Genomic DNA, 19,837 nt, shown 5'->3' with positions numbered 1-19,837 from the left:
AAACACCGAAGTTTTAGACTTGTCCACAGTCTTATAGGCGCCGTAAAATACCGGGCTATCTTTGGATCTATCTAAAGTCTAGCCAAAGTAAGTATAACTTTTCCTGATTCTACAGCTTAAGGATTCACATGCGTACCAGTCAGTACCTGATTGCCACCCAAAAAGAGACCCCAGCCGACGCCGAGGTTATTAGCCACAAACTGATGCTAAAAGCGGGTATGATCCGCAAAATGGCCTCGGGCCTGTACAACTGGCTGCCGGTAGGCTTGCGCGTATTACGTAAAGTAGAAAATATTGTACGCGAAGAAATGGACAAATCCGGCTCCCAGGAACTACTAATGCCCGTCGTTCAGCCTTCCGAGCTGTGGGAAGAATCCGGACGCTGGCAACAATACGGACCCGAGTTATTGCGCATAAAGGACCGTCACGATCGCTCGTTCTGCCTGGGTCCAACCCATGAGGAAGTCATTACCGACCTAGTTCGCAACGAAATAAAGAGCTATAAACAGCTACCCGCGAACTTTTACCAGATTCAAACCAAATTTCGCGATGAGGTTCGCCCCCGCTTTGGCGTTATGCGCGCGCGCGAATTCCTGATGAAAGACGCCTACTCTTTTCACGCCTCCCAGGAATCTCTGCAGCAAACCTACGATGTCATGCACAGCGCCTACTGCAAGATCTTCGATCGCATTGGCCTAGAGTATCGCCCCGTGCTGGCCGACACTGGCTCCATCGGCGGTTCTGGCTCCCACGAATTTCATGTTCTTGCCGATAGCGGTGAAGACGATATCGCCTTTAGCTCCGAGAGCAGCTACGCCGCAAATATAGAAATGGCCGAGGCGGTTGCCCCCCTACCCAGCGATGCTGAACTTGCGGATGACATGAAAGAAGTCGCCACCCCCGGACAAAAAACGATCGAAGAAGTCGCAACATTCTTAAACGTAGAAGCCAAAAACACACTTAAAACGCTGGTGGTATTGGGTGATGCTGAAGATGGTGAAACCCAACCGCTGGTCGCTATAGTGCTGCGTGGTGATCACACGCTAAACGCCGTTAAAGCTGCGAAACTACCAGAAGTAGCCGAGCCCCTTACCTTTGCACCCGAAGAACGCATTAAAGACGAACTGGGCGCAGAAGTCGGTTCTCTTGGCCCAATTGGTTTAGGCATCGCGGTAATCGCTGACCGTTCCGCCGCTGCCGCCGTCAATTTCGTTTGCGGCGCGAACAAAACCGACGCCCACTTGACTGATGTGAACTGGAAAGAAGGGCAGGCAAATTACATACGCGTAGAAGATCTTCGCAACGTTGTTGTCGGTGATCCCAGCCCCGACGGAAAAGGCACCCTGGAAATCAAACGCGGCATTGAAGTTGGCCATATTTTTCAACTGGGAACCAAATACTCCGAGGCCATGAAAGCGACCGTACTAAATGAAAACGGTAAAGATATCACGATGATAATGGGCTGCTACGGCATTGGAGTTTCGCGCATTGTGGCGTCTGCCATTGAGCAGAATTACGACGAAAACGGTATTATTTGGCCGGAGGCCATTGCACCTTTCCATATTGCGATTGTGCCCATCAACATGCACAAATCTGAAGCCGTTGCCGAAAAGTGTGAACAACTCTACGCGGAACTCCAGACCCTTGGCTACGATGTTTTGTTAATGGACGAAAACAAAGCGCGCTTGGGCGCCATGCTGGCGGATATTGAATTAATGGGTATTCCCCACCGCATTGTGGTTGGCGACCGCGGCTTGAAAGAAGGCAATATCGAATACAAAGGCCGCCGCGATAGCGACAACCAGCAAATTGCCCTTGAGCAAATTGTTGATTTCCTAAAAAACAATATAACCCTTTAGAACTATGAACCCGGCCCGTACACTAAAACTCATACTTTACACCGTTTTTTATACGGGCCTATTACTGAGCTCTCTCCCTGGCCATGCCAATCTCGAGCAGGTAGACGACGAGCTTCGCCAAAAACTACTGCAAACTATTTCCGAAGCCGACAGCTTTGAGGACCGTTTCGATGCCGAAGTCTGGCTTATGCAAAAATCCACTGTTCTCGAAAAATATATAGCCGACACGGATTACCGATTAAACGTCTTAAAAGAAGTTCATCGCGCAGCCAAGCGGGCAAAGTTGCCACCAGAATTTGTACTGGCCGTTATTCAAATCGAAAGTCACTTCAATCGCTATGCGGTATCTCGCGTGGGCGCGCAGGGTATGATGCAGATCATGCCTTTTTGGAAGCATGAAATTGGACGAGACAGCGACAATTTAATTGATCTAGTTACCAACCTTAAATACGGCTGTACCATTCTCAAACATTATCTCGACAAAGAAAAAGGCCACTGGGCCAACGCCCTGGCTCGCTACAATGGCAGCTATGGACGCTATACCTATTCGAGCAAAGTGATTGATGCGTGGAGTAAAAATTGGCGGTAGCTCTTGTGGGCAATCCATTGGCTACTCCAAACTCGAAGGCTCTTTCGATAAAATGAAAGCCAAAAAAAGCCAGTGTAACACTGGCTTTTTCTTCGTATAGCTAAAAGCTTACAGGCTTTCGGCATTCTCAGACAGGTACTTGGCAACGCCTTCTGGAGAAGCGTCCATACCAGAATCACCTTCCTGCCAACCCGCAGGACATACTTCACCGTGCTCCTGATGGAACGCCAACGCGTCAACCATGCGCAGCATCTCATCAACATTACGACCCAAAGGCAAATCGTTGACAACCTGGTGACGAACCAAACCATCTTCGTCGATCAGGAAAGAGCCACGGAAAGCAACACCACCTTCCGATTCAACGTCATAGGCTTGACAAATAGCGTGTGTGATATCGGCAACCAGAGTGTACTTCACTGGGCCAATACCACCGTCGTTAATTGCAGTATTACGCCATGCGTTGTGAGAAAAGTGAGAATCGATAGAAACACCAATAACTTCAACACCGCGCTTTTCGAACTCAGCTATACGGTGATCGAAAGCCAACAACTCGGAAGGACATACAAAGGTAAAGTCCAATGGATAGAAGAAAACAACGGCCTTCTTGCCTTTTGTCGCTTCCGCGAAACTGAAAGAGTCAACAATTTCACCGCTGCCCAAAACGGCAGGTGCTGTGAAGTCTGGAGCAGATTTTCCGACTAGTACGCCCATTTTTATCTCCCTTGATAACTGTTAGTAAAACGAATGGAAAAGATGTGTGTTCTTTGGATGGATCTGCTGACATGTTATCGGCGCTCAAACAACAGCCAATCAACACGTCAACACTCATAGTGAGGGGTAATAATACACACCCAACTCACCAACTCTTCATTAATTTTATATATCACTAAGGCCGAAAAATACTAATAGCCTTACCAACTTGGATATAACTGACATAGAGCTATTACCGCCGCCAAGTACACGAGAAAACAGCTTTACCCGTGGCACAGCTTATAACCGAAATCATTGATTCAAGGCAAAAACCAATCACAAAACTAATTGACAATCATTCCCATTAGCACTAACCTTGGTATTGTTCACTAACTAACCACCCGTTAGTCCATACTGGTTAAGAGTATTCAGAAAAGCTATGTACGTATGTTTGTGTAAAGGCATTAAAGACTCCGATATCCGCGATGCGGTGAGTAACGGCGCCGATAGCCTTGCCGCTGTGCAAGATCAATTGGGTGTTGCCACCCAGTGCGGTAAATGTACTTGTCTGGCACACGAAATTATTTCAGATGCGCTTGGCAGTAGTGGAACGAGTTCCTCCTACAACTCTGTGTACTACAATGTAGCCTAATGCTAGAGCATTTCTCTTAGCGTGTTTTTTCTACCAAAGGCAAGCGAAGCAAAAACTCGCTACCTTTTCCCACAGCTGATCGAACATCTATTTCTCCGCCCATCACTTGGGCGAAACCTAGACACAGAGACAAACCCAGCCCCGTTCCGCCGCCCACTTCATGACCTATACGGGATTGCTTAAATTCTGAGAACAACAACCTAAGCTCCTCTCGAGCAATTCCCCGCCCGGTGTCCCGCACTGAAAATACGAGCATGGGACCTTTGTTTAATACACTATCAACCGCCACCGATACCGAAACCCTACCTTCAGTAGTATATTTAGCTGCGTTAGCCAGTAGGTTAATCAAAACCTGTTTGACCAGACGCACGTCGAGAAAACAATGCTCCGGCACCTCAGGAGAAACCGAAAACTCCATCGTTAAGCCACGATCTTCACAACTTTGCTCAAACAGTCCAACAGCCTCACTCACAATTTCACCAACAGCCGTGATACTGGGCCGAAAATCAATATCCCCAGAATTCAGTTTGGTGTAATCCAAAATATCGTTAAGCAGCGACAACTGGTGCTTCCCAGCATTGATGATCATTTCTATTTTGTTTGTTTGGTCTTTATTAACATCGTTTTTACGCAATAACAGCTTCGAAATACCCAAGATGATATTCATCGAGTTACGACACTCGTGGCTCACACGGCTAAGCATTTGCCCCATCAGATGGTTGGTTTTCTCTTGCTTTCGTTGTTGGTCACGCACGGTTACCAGCAGTTGGTAGGATTCGATTAAACGAAGCGAACGCGCCGTTAGCGCATCACCATCAACAGGTTTGGAAATATAATCGTCTGCCCCTATACGGAACGGCGCTAAACGTTGCGCGGACGACTGATAGTTAGACATCACCAGTACGGGGACGTCCCCCCGAACCCCTTCCATTCGCCTGACCCGGGCGATCAGATCCAGCCCGGTCAAATCCCCCTTCAGTACCACATCGGTGATAATAAGGTCGAATGATCCGCTCTCCAGTTCTTCCTGCGCAGCCTTGACCGATTCGCTACACACCACCTCTAGCCCAACCTGTACCAACATCAACTTAACGACCTGCTGAAGCACGGCCGAATCCTCTACTAACAACACACGCCCCTCTATGGAACGGCGGTAGTTACCGTAACGGGTAATAAATGTTGCTAAGGCATCCAGCTGCGTGGAGCTAAAAGATTCGCTAAATCCGGCTGAAAATGCCTTTTCGATCAGACCAGATTCCGGCCGATCAGTAACCAAGACTATCAGGCAATCACGCCAGCTCGAGTGCCTACGCATTATTTTGCAAAGATCAAACGGGCTAGCGTTTTTTATGCCACTCCCAAGACATACCAAATCAAAGCTTTGCTCCTCAATGGCGACCAAAGCTGTGGCTCTATCCTCGCAGCAGGTCACGTCATAGCCCTGCTGTTTGCAGATTTCTACAAACACAGTCGACACCGAGCTGGGAATCCCTGCGACAAAAGCTTTTGAAGCCACGGTTAAGTCTCCGTTCACCACGTCCATTTCCGAATTGCGTATTAGCCAACGCTGCTCTACGTATTGTCATTGATTTACGAACAACGGCTTCCCGTTTAAGCGGGAGAGAGAGAAAAAGATATTCAGGAAAGAGTATTTAACTTCAGCTCTAATCTTCGAAGAATAGCAAAAGTTCTGGCAATCACAGGAATAGAACCCAGAAAGAAGGTTCTGGAGACAACGGCTAGAGTTTTTCCGCAACCACTTCTTCAACGGCGAGCGACAGGGATTGCAGGCGTTGATTTTTGGGGAGGGAACGCAGCGCCATTGCCAACTGATCGCGGGCAGTGTCAAATTGCTCGTTACCCACCAAGCTCCAGATATTGCGCGCAAAACTATCGACCACCTGCTTCTGCCCTGTAAGCGCTTGACTATTACCCGGCTCCCGCTCCAGAACCCGCTGGTAATAATAGTAGGCATTATCGTTCACGGGGGAAAAAAAGGCTTTGCGATCAAGTCTAGTCTGTGCGCGTGACAACCAGGTATTGAGCTCCTGTTGCCGCTGAATAGCCTGATCAACGCTGTTTTTTAACTTCACCGCTGGCCGGTACGTACTATCCGCTTTTAGAGCCTTATCTAATCCCACCCTAGCAGAACTTAAACGCCCCAGATCAAAATCCTTCTGCGCTCGCGCGACGAATATTCCGGCAATGTCCTGCAAACCCTTTTTTGCAGCTCGACTGTCGGCATCCAACTGCAGAATTTTTTTATAGTTATCTAGCGCGCTCCGACCCCGCGGCAAGGCGAGTCGCCCCTGCTTGCGGTAGCCCTCAGCCTCTGCAAACAGGCGCTCAATAGATTCTGCGTTTTCTACCTGTCGCTGCAATTGAATGAATATACTTCCGGGCGTAGCGGGAAACAGCACTTGGAGCTGGGCGAGCTTTTTCCCCGCCATTTCTGTTTTTCCCTCCGAAAGTAAGCCAGTAACGGAGTTCAGTTCGGAAGTGCGCAATCGCCCCAGCGATTTTTCCGTTGAAGCATGCACGGGGTAATCCTTCAGAATCAGCTTATGCAAAGCAACAAGCTCCGAAAGGAAGGCTGCATCATTAACATAAAGTGCCTGAAGAGCCTCCAGCTGTCTAAGGTATTCCGCGATAGAGGTTGCAGGTGCCACCGGTTGATCCCGCAGCTTTTGCGGCTCTAGAGGTTTGGCGGGAACAGGCTCTGGTTCAGCAGCGACTTTGTCGCTCTTTTCTCTCGCGTCTACTGCCTCTATCGGTGGATCTCGTTTTTCGGATTCTTCCTTCTGAACCGGTGATATTATTGATGCCAGAGGTGATTTTTCTTCAGCAAAAAACTCGTCCAGCAACTGTCGAGTATCCTCGTGTTTGCTCACAACAAACACTTTACTCTTCTCCAGCCAGGGAAGGACCAATTCGGGTTTTTGGTAGTAAAGAATCCAGGCAATCAGACTACCGAAAATCAAAATCCACACCAACCAAGAGAAAAACCCACTCCTCTCATTAATAATCGTGTCCTGGTCTTCAAAAGCCAAATCACTATCAATTGCGCCAAACCCCGGTTCCGTTGGGCTTTCGCTATCTACAGATTGAGCCTGTAAATTTCGATCGTAAGAAAGGGTCTGCTCTAGCAACTCCAAATCGAGGCGCGTTAAATCATCGACAAGTTCACCCGCCTGCTGGTAACGATCTTCGGGCCTTTTTGCCATCAAAGTATCGATAATAGGCTGTAAAACGGCCATATTATCAGGTAGCAGCGGCACAGGCTCGGTAATGTGTTTGATCCCAATAGCCACTGCAGATTCAGCGTCGTAGGGAACTCGCCCGGTGAGCAACAAAAAGAAAACCACACCCAAGCTGTAAATGTCGGAGCGTGAATCGACAGCCTTGCCCTTAGCCTGCTCCGGACTCATATAATGGGGAGTACCGATGGCGATACCCGTTTGGGTCATGCTGGTGTCGGCTTCTGCTGCACGCGCAATACCGAAATCAGTTAAAACTGCCCGACCATCGGAACTTTGGAAGAGAATATTTTCGGGCTTGATATCGCGATGAACATAGCCTTTAGCACCAGCGTAATCCAGAGCTCTGGCGATGTCGCAAATGGCCTTAATTTTTTGTTCCAGCGTGAGGGTTTTACGCAGCTTTCTCAAATCGCTGCCGCCAATATGCTCCATAGAGAGATAATAATTTCCCTCGTGCAGACCGACATCGTAAACAGTGACAATATTCGGGTGCACTAACTGGCTGACAATCTTAGCTTCACGAAAGAAGCGTTTGCCGAAGCTTTCATCATCTGCCAGTGCGCGAGACATGACCTTGAGCGCCACTTCCCGCTCGAAAATGTCCTGTTGCGCCAAATAAACCGTAGCCATGCCTCCTCGCCCCAGCGTGCGAAGAACTTTATACCCCGGTATATCTACAGCCATCTAAATCGACCTATTGTCATTATTGTAGGTTTGTTGTTTTGGGAGCCGCCATAAAATCTAGGGAACCGCTGGTTTATCCAACCGCTGTTGCCACCGAAAGCTGCAGTGGGGCTACACTAATAGCGACCCACAAGCATTGCCAATAACTGAATCGAGCGCTATATCAGTCAAATGTAATTGAGACTGATTCTCGTTTCTAGTAACATAGCAGCCAACATTACCCGTCAGGAAATAGCCATGTTCAAACGTATTATCGCCTTATTCTCTCTCGCTGGCCTGATCTCACTGCCCCAGTGGACCACGGCTCAAGAAGTTAACGTGTATTCTGCCCGGAAAGAGGCTTTAATTCTCCCTTTGCTTGACACTTTTTCCGAAAAAACAGGCATCAAGGTCAATCTTATTACCGGTAACGCCGACGCATTGATTGTGCGTATGGCGAATGAAGGCAAGTTCAGCCCCTCGGACATTTTACTAACAACCGATGTTGGCCGCTTGGTGCGAGCCAAAGAACAGGGTTTAACGCAAGCCTACACATCCAAAATTGTAGAACAAGCCGTCCCCTCGCATTTACGTGATTCCCAGAACCACTGGATTGGGCTCACACTTCGCGCTCGCCCCCTAATGATCGCCCCCGACCGTGTAGACGCTGGGTCTCTCACCAGCCTGGAAGATCTTGCCGCCCCCAAATGGAAAGGTAAAATCTGTATTCGCTCATCCGGCAATATCTACAATCAATCAATGGTTGCAGCCCTTCTGGAGCAGCTGGGCGAAGAGAAAACGGCCTCGGTTGTACAAGGCATTGTTGATAATTTTGCCCGCCCACCAATGGGTGGAGACAGAGATCAGATCAAAGCAGTTGCCGCAGGCCAATGTGATATCGCCATCGCCAACACCTATTATCTCGCCGGTATGCTGGCGGGTAGTGACGTAGCTCAAACAGCTGCGGCAAAAAAAGTAAGCGTTATATGGCCGAATCAACAGAACCGGGGAACACATATTAATATTTCCGGTGCAGCCATCGCTCGCCACAGTAAAAATATTAAGGAAGCGCAACAGCTAATCGATTTTATGCTTAGCGTAGAAGCTCAACGCTGGTATGCAGATACGAATTTTGAATATCCGGTGCGCACTAACGTAGCAACAAACTCCGTATTAAAATCATTTGGCGATTTTAAATCCGAGCAAATACCTCTGGAAAAAGTCGGCGAACTCAATGGTGCTGCGGTTAAACTAATGGACAGGGCCGGTTGGAAATAATTATCCGTTGAAGTTTCCTGTAATTCGCAAATCTACCGTCTTCGGCTGGCAGGGCTTTTCGCTCCTGCTGGCCTGTCTGCTTTTGCTCCCGATGGTGGTTATTGGGTTCAGTTTTTTTAATCCGCAACCACAAGCCTGGCGACACCTCGCCGATACGGTTCTCTTCAGCTATATCAGTAATTCATTAATACTTGCCCTGAGTGTCGGTGCCGGTACTTTTATTGTCGGAACAACCCTAGCCTGGATATGTAGTCGGTATGAGTTTCCCCTACGCCAATCACTTAACTGGTTGGTACTTCTGCCAATGGCGATGCCAGCTTATATAATCGCCTACAGCTATACCGGCTTTTTAGATTTTGCAGGTCCGGTGCAAACAGGGCTGCGGGAAATTTTTGGCTGGCATTACGGCGACTATTGGTTTCCCGAGATACGCTCGCTAACCGGTGCTATCACTATGCTGTCACTGGTGCTTTACCCTTATGTTTATTTGCTGGCTCGCAATGCCTTTTCTGAACAATCGGCTTCGCTCTACGAGGCAACCCGCGCTTTAGGCTACAGTCACCGTCACTATATTTTTCGCGTTGCCATTCCCCTTGCCCGCCCCGCAATTTTGGCGGGTGTTGCTCTCGCGATGATGGAAGCTTTTGCTGATTTTGGCACAGTTCAATATTTTGGTGTCAACACCTTTACCACCGGTATTTTTCGCATCTGGTTCGGCATGGGTAACAGTGCCGCAGCAGCACAACTTTCCGCTGTACTGGTTACCTTTGTTCTAATGCTGTTAATGCTGGAAAAATATTCACGGCGCAAAATTCAGTATTACTACTTAGGCGTAAAGACTCAAAAACCAGCGCGAATACAACTGCGTGGATTTAAGGCTGTAGGTGCTGTCGCAATATGTTTACTACCCTTTATGTTGGGTTTTTTAATCCCCGTTTGGCTGCTGCTTAGCTGGGCCATCAAACTCGGGCCACAACAATTAAACCCACGATTCTTTGAAGCTCTCGGTAACAGTTTTTACCTCGCCACATTTGCCAGTATCACAGTTGTTTCCCTGGCAATAATTTTTGGCTATGCCCGACGACTGCAACACAAGTTCACGATTGCTGCCGTTAATCTTGCAAGCATGGGTTATGCCGTGCCGGGAACGGTGATTGCCGTTGGTGTCATTGTTCCCTTAACTGCTTTCGACAAAACACTCGATACCTTCCTCAGCGAAACCTTCGGTATCAGCACAGGCCTATTGCTTTCCGGTTCCCTGTTCGCTCTGATTTTTGCTTATGCCGTACGCTTTCTGGCCGTAGCCCTGCAACAAATTGATGTGGGCCTGGGACGAATAAAACCCAGCATGGATCACGCAGCAAGAGGCTTGGGGCTAAGTCAAGCAGGCGTACTGACACAAGTGCATATTCCAATTTTACGAACCAGTATTCTCGGTGCTTTATTACTGGTTTTTGTCGACGTATTAAAAGAACTCCCAGCAACACTTATTTTACGTCCGTTTAATTTCAACACTTTATCGGTAAAAGCTTACGAACTCGCTTCAGACGAACGCCTGCACCACGCAGCGCTACCCGCACTGACCATTGTGTTCGTAAGCCTAATTCCCGTTATTTTACTTACCCACGCTATTCAGTCTCACGAACAACGCTATGCTCAAACTTGACCAAATCACTCTCGCTTATGATAAAGCGGCCGTTGTAAAGAACCTTAGCTTTGACCTAAAAGCCGGGGAAACCGCATGCCTTATCGGACCTTCAGGCAGCGGCAAGAGCACCGTGTTGCGTGCACTCGCAGGTTTTCAACCACTGAACTCGGGAAGTATTACCTTACGCGGAAAAACCGTAAGTGACAGTCGCAGCACGGTGCCGCCAGAACATCGAAAATTCAGTATGGTATTTCAAGACTATGCGCTTTTCCCCCATTTAACCGCAGAAGAAAATGTTCGTTTCGGCTTACGGCACCTGTCGGCAAAAGCTGCCCGGGAAAAAGCCGCAGAAATGCTGGAATTGGTAGGGCTGCAACAGAATGCCCTACGCTACTGCCACCAACTTTCCGGCGGGCAGCAGCAGCGTGTTGCCATTGCCCGAGCCCTGGCAACCGAACCGGACCTACTTCTGCTGGACGAACCGTTTAGCAATCTGGATGCGGGCTTGCGTAGCCAGCTCTCACACGAGTTACGCGATATTTTAAATACACGGGATGTGACTACACTGATGGTCACTCACGATCAGTCTGAAGCATTTTGTCTGGCCGACCAGCTGGGCGTAATTATGGAAGGACAGCTATTGCAGTGGGATACCCCCATCAACGTTTATCAACAACCCGCTAGCCAGCAAGTAGCCAATTTTGTGGGGGAAAGCAGTTACCTTCCCGGTACCGTTATAGATGAGCGCCGAGTTACAACAGTACTGGGGCTCCACCCAGTCTTCCACCACAATAAAGCCATCGGCAGCACAGTTAACGTTTTATTGCGTCCAGAAAATATTTGTTTTGATGAAAGCAGTGAAATTCGCGGCGAGATAAAAAGAAAGCTGTTTCGCGGGGCCGACAGCCGCTATACATTGGAACTGGATGATCGCTCACAATTAACAACCGCCAGCGCCAACCACTTAGAATTCGAACTGGGTGAGTCCATCGGCATTCGCCTGGTTGAGCAACCTTTAAAGATTTTCTAATTCCTCTAGGGAAGCTCTTTTGCGACATTCATAATACTGGAATCTTCCTTTGATCGATGCACACTAAAACCAAACCGTCGCGCAAGCTGCTGCATACGAGTATTGTCAGCGAGAATTTCACCCGTCATACGCTTTAGACCGCGCTGAGCGGCGTATTGAATAAGTGCCGACATTAATTCATGGGCAACCCCCTTCCCCTGCCACACATCGGCAACCGTGATGGCAAATTCGCAACTCTCCCTATCGACACTGATCGCATAACGGGCAACACCAATTTCCTCTTCCTGGCCATCCTGAGTAATGACTGCAATAAACGCCATCTCCCGGTCGTAATCTATCTGCGTAAGCTTGGCGAGCATTTCCGGTGGAAATTTACGGAAGGTATTCATAAAGCGAAAATGCTTACTGCTATCGGATAAACCTTCGACAAAGTCGAGCTCAATTTTTGCGTCTTCCGGACGAATAGGCCGAATATTACATTTCACATCACCCGCGATTGTGACAAAGATATCCAAATGACTGGGGTAGGGGTGGATAGCGGTGTGCGAATAACTTATGTCTGAATCGTAAGGTCGGATAACAATGTGCGCACCAACCGCCATCACGGTGTTGGCATCTGCAATAATGGGATTAATGTCCAACTCGACAATTTCCGGTAATTCACACGCGATTTCGGAGATCCGAAGTAAGCAATTTTCTATGTCTACACTATCTACATCTGGAGTATCGCGAAAGGCCGCCAATAGTTTCGAAACCCGAGTACGCGAAATCATATCTTTCGCCAGCAGGCGATTGAGCGGTGGCAAGGATACAGCGCTATCGGAAACAACTTTGGCAGAGGCACCCCCACTGCCGAAACTGATGATGGGCCCAAAGCCATCATCCGCGGTAATTCCCATACGCAGTTTTCGTCCGGTATAGGAACTCACCATGGGTTCAACAACAATGCCCTTGTTCTGAGGCGTCGGTTCTATCCCATCAAGCCATTGGCTCAATGCCTCAAACGTTGTGCGCACCACGTTTTCATTGCTGAGATTAAGGTGTACACCACCAATACCCGCGTTATCACTCACATCACTATAGAGCGTTTTCATCGCTACCGGGTAACCCAGCTTATCGGCTTCGGCAACCGCTTGATCTGAGCTATCAACGACCATTGTTGGAGCAACAGGAATGTGGAAAGCAGAGAGAATGGCTTTGGATTCAATTTCATTTAAGATATAGCAATGGTTGTCCAAGGCCGATTTAATGATGGATCGTGCCTTCGCAATATCCGGTTTGTGGTCCTGCGACAGTGGTCCCGGGGTTTGCAGCAATAATTTTTGGTTGCGATAAAAACTCGTTAAGTAAGCGAAGCCCTGAATCGCTAGCTCAGGCAGGCGGTAATTGGGAATACCCGCATTCGTCAGTAAATTACGCCCCTCTCGAACTCTACGAGCCCCCATCCAACAGGCGATAATCGGCTTTTTGCTGGTCCGACTACATTCCACCAACTTTTCTGCCACAGCAACGGGATCCGTTGTCGCCTGGGGTGTTAGCAGTACCATAACACCATGGACATTATCGTCCGCCAGGACGACAGATAGTGCTTTCTGGTATAGCTGCGCATCGGCATTCCCCAGTACATCGACCGGATTAGCTCTCGACCACATTGGCGGGAGAGAGCGATCAAGCTGCTCCAATGTGTCTTGCTGTAACTTCGCTAGGGGAATATTCAGGTCGCTGGCTTTATCGCACGCCATTGCGGCCGGCCCACCACCATTAGTAATAATGGCTAGGTTTACGCCCTTAAGACGAATACCCTCTGTGAGCACGGTTGCCGCAGAAAACAAATCGCCAATGTGCATACCGCGCACGACCCCGGCTCGGCTCAGCGCCGCATCAAACACATCGTCGGCCACCACATTGACGCTGTTGTGTGACAAGGCGGCTTTAATGCCGGACTTATGGCGCCCCGCCTTTACCACAATAACCGGCTTCACCCGCGCCGCCGCTCTAAGGCCGCTCATAAAGGAGCGCGCATCGCGGATGCCTTCTACATACATAAGAATACTGCGGGTTTTAGCATCGGCTACCAAAAAATCTAGAATTTCACCAAAATCAATATCGGCTGAAATACCGGTAGAAACGACAGTAGAAAAACCAATGTCCTTACTTTCGGCCCAGTCCAAAATGGCTGTACACAAGGCCCCCGATTGAGAAATAAGCGCGATATTGCCGCTATTCACATTACCACCGGCGAAAGTGGCATTGAATCCGTTTGGCGGGTGAATAACCCCCAGGCAATTGGGTCCGATAAAGCGAATACCATAGTGTTTGGCGATATCGAGTAATTCCCGCTCCAGCCGCTGTCCCGCTTCGCCCGCCTCGCCAAAACCACCGGATAAAACCACCGCCGCTTTCACGCCATGCTCACCGCACTGCCGAAAGATGGCCGGTACCGTTGCCGCAGGGGTGGCGATAATTGCCAGCTCTACCGGCGCATCCACGTGTGCCAAGGAGGCATAACAGGGCAAATAGCCCACTCGCTTGTGCTTGGGATTAATCGCGTAGAGGGAGCCCTTAAAACCTGCCTCTACAATATTATTCAGCACAATCGTGGCAACGGAATTAGAACGTTGACTGGCGCCAAAAACTGCGACCGATTCGGGTTCAAACAAAGGGGAAAGATAGTGCTCTGTAGCGCCTGACATAACAATCTTGTTTCCAGTAACAGCCTAGTTCATCGAAGAATCTATTTGCGCATTGATCCATATTCAGCCAGCGTAATACACCGCTTTACGCTTGTCGTTGATATGACTGCTATCTATTTCACAACAACAAAATCTCTATACCGTTTATAGCTCGTTTCGATGACATTTCAATAAGGGGGAACCGTAATATCTATCGCATACTCGGTCTTTTGAACTCCAGACTATTGTTACCCCAGCCACATACGGACAAATCAGGTGTGATCAACAAGTAAAATGAGGAGATTGTCGTTACCTACAATACGGCGCCAAAAATGTCTTATCGGGCAGACGTTCAGAACCAACAATGAAGATGTTCAGTAAATAGTGGGCAATGACAGGAACAACAATCACACCTACTGTAAAATAAAAAAATGGGGGAGAAAACCGGCTGCCGCTAGCAGCCGGTTTTTAGGAGGGTACGATTACAGCGAGGGGGTATTCCAGGGCATCCAGCGGGAACGATCTACCGAGAAGCTACCATCGGTTCTTTCCACATTACTGGTATTTGCTGAGTTATTGCCCAGCAGGAACTTCTCAACAAATGCGTCCACTTCGGGCTGTTGTGAGGAGGGAAAAGAACAGTGGTTGTGACCACCGATCTGTGAAACGCCCATACGATCACCAATGCCCAGCGCCTTCCAGATTTCCCGCGCCGCTAACGACGACGTGTAGGTGCTGACATTACCCAACCACTCCTGATCGGTATTTTCAATAACCAGCAAGCCGCGCGGGGCGACCAGCCCTAACAACTGATGGTTATCGACCGGCAGTCTGGTGACACTATTACTGAACTGCGAGAAATCATTTCGCAGCCAAACATTTTCACCTACGATCTGGCTGGCGGTTTGAACATTCTGCCCAGCCGCTTTCTGCGCATCGGAAACACGCCATGCAGCGACACCACCGGAGCCACTTTCCTGCGGAATAGTCAGCATAATACGCTCGTCCAGTGCACCGACAACAATGGCGCCTTTACCGTTGCGTGAACATCCGGTAACACCTAAACGGCTTGGGTCAATATTGTGCCCAGAGCTGTTTTCCAACGCATCGATCAAGCGGCTTACTCCCCAGGCCCAGGCCACGGTGGCACTGGCGCTGTGGTTACTGCCGTAAATATCGAAGAACTTACCGCGACCACGCGAACTGGAATTCGTCTGCTCACCAATCTCATTATTGGGGAAGGTAATGACTGCAACGCCCTTGTTGCGCAACGCGGTATTATCCAGGTTGGAGCCACCAATACCGATCATAGCCGGATAGGGAGCAGAGCCACTGGTCGGCATACTGATACTGGCATTAAAGGAAATAGAATTACCATTATCAGAGACATTGACGGTAATACTATTACTGCTGGCAGAACCCGTAACCGTTGCTGTCGGAGCAGGTTTTTCGCCGTAAACCCATTTCTGTAACTGAGCGCTCATTTCCGCACGTCGACAAGGCCAGTCATAAACAGAACTCATTTCCGAGCCATCTATTAATTGGAACGGATCTGGCAATTCACTAATTACCGGCAGCGATGAATAGCTACCGAGATTGGGCACGTAACAACCGGCCCCAGAGTTTTCAATGCCACTGGGTTCTAGCGGATTACCATTGGGATCAGGTGTCGGGGTTGGCGTTGGCGTTGGACTAACACCGCCCTCAGTCGTCAGAACCAAGTCATCTACATAAAACGCCAGGCTGGCATCGTCAGACTCAATATACACATCAACATCACCACTGTTTTCATGCGTGTAACTACCGGTCAACTCCACCCAACCGCTATCATTTACATTTGCAGAAGGCAGGTTGTAATAGTCGGTACCCGAGCCAGTTACGTTGCGAACGGTCATCTTAACGGTATTCGAACCCTCGCCATCGGCCAGGCGAATCCAGATTGAAAACGTATAATTTTGACCAACACTCAAGGCAGGTAATGGGTAAAGTGCGCCGTGATAGTTGGCCGTTCGGTTCGCCGCCAGAACGCTGTACGAGCCAGAGTGAACACGGGTCTGACTAAGTTCTACTGTTGTGTAGTGACCATCCCATGGGCTCAAACCGTTTTCTGCACCGCCATTACTCAACAGGTTTCCGCTGACACTGGAACTGCTGGAGCTCGAACTAGAAGAACTGCTTGAACTGGACGAAGAGCTACTCGAGCTAGAGCTTGAAGAACTACTCGAACTAGAGCTTGAAGAGCTGCTGCTACCGGTACACACCTGTACCACTCCACCGCTACCACTCTGGCTCTCACAGGTGGTCCGACCAATACAGCTCTCGGAGCTTTCCCACCCCCAACCGCTATCCTGATTCAGACAAAGCGGACGAGGCTCATCCTGATACCACTGACACATTTCTTCGCAGGTTCCAGCAACAGAGCTGGAACTGCTTACGCTGCTGGATGAACTTGAGACACTGGAGCTGGAACTACTACTGGAGCTACTGGATGAACTGCTAACAGGCGCATCCAGATACCCAAAGCCAATGGAACCATCACAGTGCAACCATTCACTGTACTCCCCACCGCCACAGGAATTATCCCAGGCGCCGGTATTATCCTGCTGATCTTCAGCCTGCAGGGTCTCACCATTAATAACGATATAATCGACCCGGACGTCGCGATCACCGCTATCGTTACTAAAGACAATTCGCACTTCACCCGAAGCACTGGTACTGGCGCTGTAACTGGCCATTGAGGTTGTTGGTGTCCAGCTCTGAACGGTACTACCACCAACGTCTAAACTCACTTGTTCATCGCCGGTAACACCGAGCATACGAACTTCAATTTCATTTACGGCCACCTGGGCCATGCTGGTATAGATACAACTACAACTGATAACTGCGAATAACCGGCTAAACCATCGGCAACGTCTCGCACGTGCATATTGTTCAATTTTCATATCGAAAACTCCGTTTTATTTTTTTATTGGATTTACGACGAAGCCACCTGCCACTGCTCGGTGAAAGGAGTCGTATAAGATTTCGGATACAACTTGTGGGATACTTCAGTACATATATAGTCATGTTCACTATATGTACTGCCGGAGTATAGCGGAAAAGCGTTTTTACTTGGAAGGAAGGATTAGAAAAAGCGTACAAACTGGGACATTCGGCGCTAGGTTCGTTCGATACAAATGCGTTGGGGTGCGCCTAGCTTACCCCAACTTACATTTTGTAATTAAAAAAGCCAGTTAACACTCGCCTTAATTATACGTGGCGCATTGGGACGCGCTCCGTAGGGGCGGCGTGAAACGACTTCCAACTGATCGGTAATATTTTCTCCGACCAATCGCAAAGTAAGATCATTTAATAATTGATAGCTAACGGATATATCAAAAGTCGTAAGAGCCTCGGTGTGCGCAGCCTCTTCATAATCCCCACTGCCCGCTATTTCGCGCATTTCACCAATATAATTAATGGCCACGCTACTGTTGATTCTTCCCGAATTTAAACCGAATTGAATGCGGCCCTGATGCTCTGGCAAATAAGGTAACTGATCTCCTTTTTCCACATCCCCCCAAATATCAAAGCCCGATTCAAATCCCGTCGCAAATGTAGCGTCCGTAAAGGTATAAACTGCACTAATCGGCATAGAAAGGCTTGGGCTCAACTGAAGATATGTTGACGCATTAAACTCCAATCCAAAAACATCGACTTCGCCGCCATTAAATTCCTCACCAGAGCAGGGGTCGGATATACGACAGCGACCCAGTAGGTTTTTGTAATCGCTATAAAAACCGATGGCTTCTATGCGCGTTTCCTTATTGCGGTAACGCAGACCGTATTCGTAGTTAACACTCTCTTCCGGCTCGACTTCCGGTGCGGCGGATGCCGCTTTAGCAGAAAAACCTTTGTTTACACCAAACAAAAAGCCAAAGGAATCATTAAAGTGGTAAAACGCACCAGCACCCGGCATTAACACCTCTTGCGTGTGACTAAAATTCGCGCCAGCTCCAGCCTCCTCGACAAAGTCTGATTCAATCGTTTCGTGCCGCAACCCTGCATTCAACAACCAATTACCCCACGCCATTTCGTCACGAACAAACAGGGCAAGCGCGCTCGCTTCGCCGCGGTTCAGCGCTTTCGGCAATCGCGTTTCATCATCATCGAAGACCAGTTCACCCGCCGTCATAAAATAACCGCGCTGGCTGTGGTGACGTTCTACCCAATCGTTATGAAGACGTATACCCGCGTTAAGTGTATGTTGTAGCGCTCCGGTCAGCAGCTCATATTTGGCTTCCACCTGCACGCCATTAACCTCGTAACTGCGATCATTGTTGGTAAGGTCCAGTCGCTGATTGCTGTTGCGATTACTGTCTGCTTCGCCTTGCAGTATTTGCATTTGCGAAGCAAAAATATCCGGGCTAGCCAAAACCGTACGCAACTCCACACCGTTAATAAAGCCATCGAATTTATTCCAGGCGCGTTCATAACTGTGGTAGTAAGCGCGAGAAATAATTTTCAGGCTATCGCTAAATTCAGCGCTGTGTAACAGCTGTAGCTGGGTATGTTCAGAGGTGAATTTATCCAGCCGACTCGCGGCGTAACGACGCAAAGGGTTTTCCAGAAAATCACTTTCCGTTAACCCCAAATAGGTTTCATTGGAGCTTTCATCCGCATAGCCCAGCTTAATCTCCAGCTCCTGATACACTCTCGCAGAAGCACCCGAATGCCAACGCAGTTTTGCATTGAGATCATTTCGATCAAACCCCGTATCACCACCAGTATCCAGCTCTTTAAACCCATCAGAACCGAAATGTAGCGCATCAATAGTAAAACCCCACTGTTCGAAGCTATTACCGTAAAACGCCCGATATTTTTCAAAACCAAAGCTGCCCAGTGCGGCGTTCAGCTCGCCGCCTTCGCTTTCTGGTACCGCGCGAGTCACAAAGTTTACGGCACCACCCACCGTATGGGGACCATACTCAATCGCCGCCGGGCCTTTAAAGACTTCAACTGCAGACATTCTAGAAATATTAGGAACATAGTAAGCTGCAGGTGCAGAATAAGGTGCGGGGCCAATTAAAATACCGTCTTCCATCATGGTGATTTTGGAACTGCGCTCGCTGGACGTTCCTCGCAAACCAATATTAGGACGCAAGCCAAAACCATCCTCCTGGCGAATGTAAACACCGGGAACATCCCTTAACAAAGCATTGATATCGGTTATTTCAAATTTAGCGATCTGCTCTTCGTCAATAAAAGTTGCCGAGCCGCTTAAGGAATAAATGGCATCAGCGCCACCGGTTACCATCATCTCTTCGATTAAACCTCGGGGGTCGGAGGCTATATCATCAGCGGCGAAAGCGCTGGTAGTGAAGGCGGTTACAACAAGGGGGAAAAGCATTTTTTTCAACATAGGAGTGAACCGTTTTTTGTTCCTTAATTTTGTGACTCTGCTACCGTTAGCGCCAGCAATCGTCAAATACTGTTTCATTAACATCGTAGAGAATT

Annotated in this window: 12 protein-coding genes; 6 read left to right on the top strand and 6 right to left on the bottom strand. The window is 48.7% G+C overall.

The window, feature by feature from the left end; genetic code table 11:
- Window positions 1–128 precede the first annotated feature (128 nt).
- Both H5715_RS00690 and H5715_RS00685 read left to right on the top strand, forming a co-directional pair.
- The gene (locus tag H5715_RS00690; protein ID WP_075186054.1) at window positions 129–1,859 is read left to right on the top strand and encodes a proline--tRNA ligase; all 1,731 of its coding nucleotides are present in this window, start codon (window positions 129–131) and stop codon (window positions 1,857–1,859) included.
- A 4-nt stretch (window positions 1,860–1,863) separates the two neighbouring features.
- A complete protein-coding gene (locus H5715_RS00685; RefSeq protein ID WP_083608048.1) occupies window positions 1,864–2,448 on the top strand; it encodes a lytic transglycosylase domain-containing protein in 585 nt (194 codons plus the stop codon).
- A 108-nt stretch (window positions 2,449–2,556) separates the two neighbouring features.
- Here the strand turns inward: H5715_RS00685 and H5715_RS00680 are convergent, their stop codons facing one another.
- Entirely contained in the window at window positions 2,557–3,159 is a 603-nt protein-coding gene (locus H5715_RS00680; protein ID WP_075186055.1) for a peroxiredoxin, read from the bottom strand.
- A 418-nt stretch (window positions 3,160–3,577) separates the two neighbouring features.
- Here H5715_RS00680 and H5715_RS00675 point away from each other — a divergent pair, with 418 nt between their 5' ends.
- Window positions 3,578–3,790, top strand: a complete 213-nt coding sequence (locus H5715_RS00675; protein WP_075186056.1) for a bacterioferritin-associated ferredoxin — start codon at window positions 3,578–3,580, stop codon at window positions 3,788–3,790.
- A 16-nt stretch (window positions 3,791–3,806) separates the two neighbouring features.
- Here H5715_RS00675 and H5715_RS00670 read toward each other — a convergent pair whose 3' ends face one another.
- Both H5715_RS00670 and H5715_RS00665 read right to left on the bottom strand, forming a co-directional pair.
- Window positions 3,807–5,306 carry an ATP-binding response regulator gene (locus H5715_RS00670; protein WP_175574273.1) on the bottom strand — a complete coding sequence of 500 codons (1,500 nt, stop codon included), beginning with the start codon at window positions 5,304–5,306 and terminating at the stop codon, window positions 3,807–3,809.
- Between the two features lie 223 nt (window positions 5,307–5,529).
- Entirely contained in the window at window positions 5,530–7,734 is a 2,205-nt protein-coding gene (locus tag H5715_RS00665; protein ID WP_075186058.1) for a serine/threonine-protein kinase, read from the bottom strand.
- Between the two features lie 237 nt (window positions 7,735–7,971).
- Here H5715_RS00665 and H5715_RS00660 point away from each other — a divergent pair, with 237 nt between their 5' ends.
- From H5715_RS00660 to H5715_RS00650, 3 genes are read left to right on the top strand one after another with little or no spacing between them, the layout of a single operon-like run.
- Window positions 7,972–8,991, top strand: a complete 1,020-nt coding sequence (locus H5715_RS00660) for a Fe(3+) ABC transporter substrate-binding protein (RefSeq protein ID WP_075186059.1) — start codon at window positions 7,972–7,974, stop codon at window positions 8,989–8,991.
- Between the two features lie 7 nt (window positions 8,992–8,998).
- Window positions 8,999–10,657, top strand: coding sequence for an ABC transporter permease (locus tag H5715_RS00655; RefSeq protein WP_221892325.1), 1,659 nt, complete (start codon window positions 8,999–9,001; stop codon window positions 10,655–10,657).
- On the top strand, window positions 10,644–11,669 hold the full coding sequence (locus H5715_RS00650; RefSeq protein ID WP_075186060.1) for an ABC transporter ATP-binding protein: 1,026 nt from the start codon (window positions 10,644–10,646) through the stop codon (window positions 11,667–11,669). Before H5715_RS00655 ends, H5715_RS00650 begins: the two co-directional genes overlap by 14 nt.
- Before the next feature lie 5 nt (window positions 11,670–11,674).
- Here the strand turns inward: H5715_RS00650 and H5715_RS00645 are convergent, their stop codons facing one another.
- The 3 genes from H5715_RS00645 to H5715_RS00635 form a co-directional block, all read right to left on the bottom strand.
- On the bottom strand, window positions 11,675–14,362 hold the full coding sequence (locus H5715_RS00645) for a bifunctional acetate--CoA ligase family protein/GNAT family N-acetyltransferase (protein WP_075186061.1): 2,688 nt from the start codon (window positions 14,360–14,362) through the stop codon (window positions 11,675–11,677).
- 461 nt (window positions 14,363–14,823) lie between these two features.
- Complete coding sequence (locus tag H5715_RS00640; protein ID WP_185906578.1) at window positions 14,824–17,283, bottom strand: glucuronyl esterase domain-containing protein; 2,460 nt, start codon at window positions 17,281–17,283, stop codon at window positions 14,824–14,826.
- A 278-nt stretch (window positions 17,284–17,561) separates the two neighbouring features.
- Window positions 17,562–19,742: a TonB-dependent receptor family protein gene (locus tag H5715_RS00635; protein WP_075186062.1), complete on the bottom strand. Its 2,181-nt coding sequence runs from the start codon at window positions 19,740–19,742 to the stop codon at window positions 17,562–17,564.
- Window positions 19,743–19,837: the final 95 nt, after the last annotated feature.

It is taken from the genome of Teredinibacter haidensis (genome assembly GCF_014211975.1).
Taxonomy (GTDB): domain Bacteria; phylum Pseudomonadota; class Gammaproteobacteria; order Pseudomonadales; family Cellvibrionaceae; genus Teredinibacter; species Teredinibacter haidensis.
This window is presented reverse-complemented; position numbering and strand designations above follow the sequence as displayed.

Excerpts from the sequence above, each read along its gene's own strand:
- H5715_RS00680 (WP_075186055.1), bottom strand. The coding sequence starts at position 3,159 with ATGGGCGTACTAGTCGGAAAATCTGCTCCAGACTTCACAGCACCTGCC.
- H5715_RS00690 (WP_075186054.1), top strand. The coding sequence starts at position 129 with ATGCGTACCAGTCAGTACCTGATTGCCACCCAAAAAGAGACCCCAGCC.
- H5715_RS00665 (WP_075186058.1), bottom strand. The coding sequence starts at position 7,734 with ATGGCTGTAGATATACCGGGGTATAAAGTTCTTCGCACGCTGGGGCGA.
- H5715_RS00645 (WP_075186061.1), bottom strand. The coding sequence starts at position 14,362 with ATGTCAGGCGCTACAGAGCACTATCTTTCCCCTTTGTTTGAACCCGAA.
- H5715_RS00660 (WP_075186059.1), top strand. The coding sequence starts at position 7,972 with ATGTTCAAACGTATTATCGCCTTATTCTCTCTCGCTGGCCTGATCTCA.
- H5715_RS00650 (WP_075186060.1), top strand. The coding sequence starts at position 10,644 with ATGCTCAAACTTGACCAAATCACTCTCGCTTATGATAAAGCGGCCGTT.
- H5715_RS00635 (WP_075186062.1), bottom strand. The coding sequence starts at position 19,742 with ATGTTGAAAAAAATGCTTTTCCCCCTTGTTGTAACCGCCTTCACTACC.
- H5715_RS00685 (WP_083608048.1), top strand. The coding sequence starts at position 1,864 with ATGAACCCGGCCCGTACACTAAAACTCATACTTTACACCGTTTTTTAT.
- H5715_RS00675 (WP_075186056.1), top strand. The coding sequence starts at position 3,578 with ATGTACGTATGTTTGTGTAAAGGCATTAAAGACTCCGATATCCGCGAT.
- H5715_RS00640 (WP_185906578.1), bottom strand. The coding sequence starts at position 17,283 with ATGAAAATTGAACAATATGCACGTGCGAGACGTTGCCGATGGTTTAGC.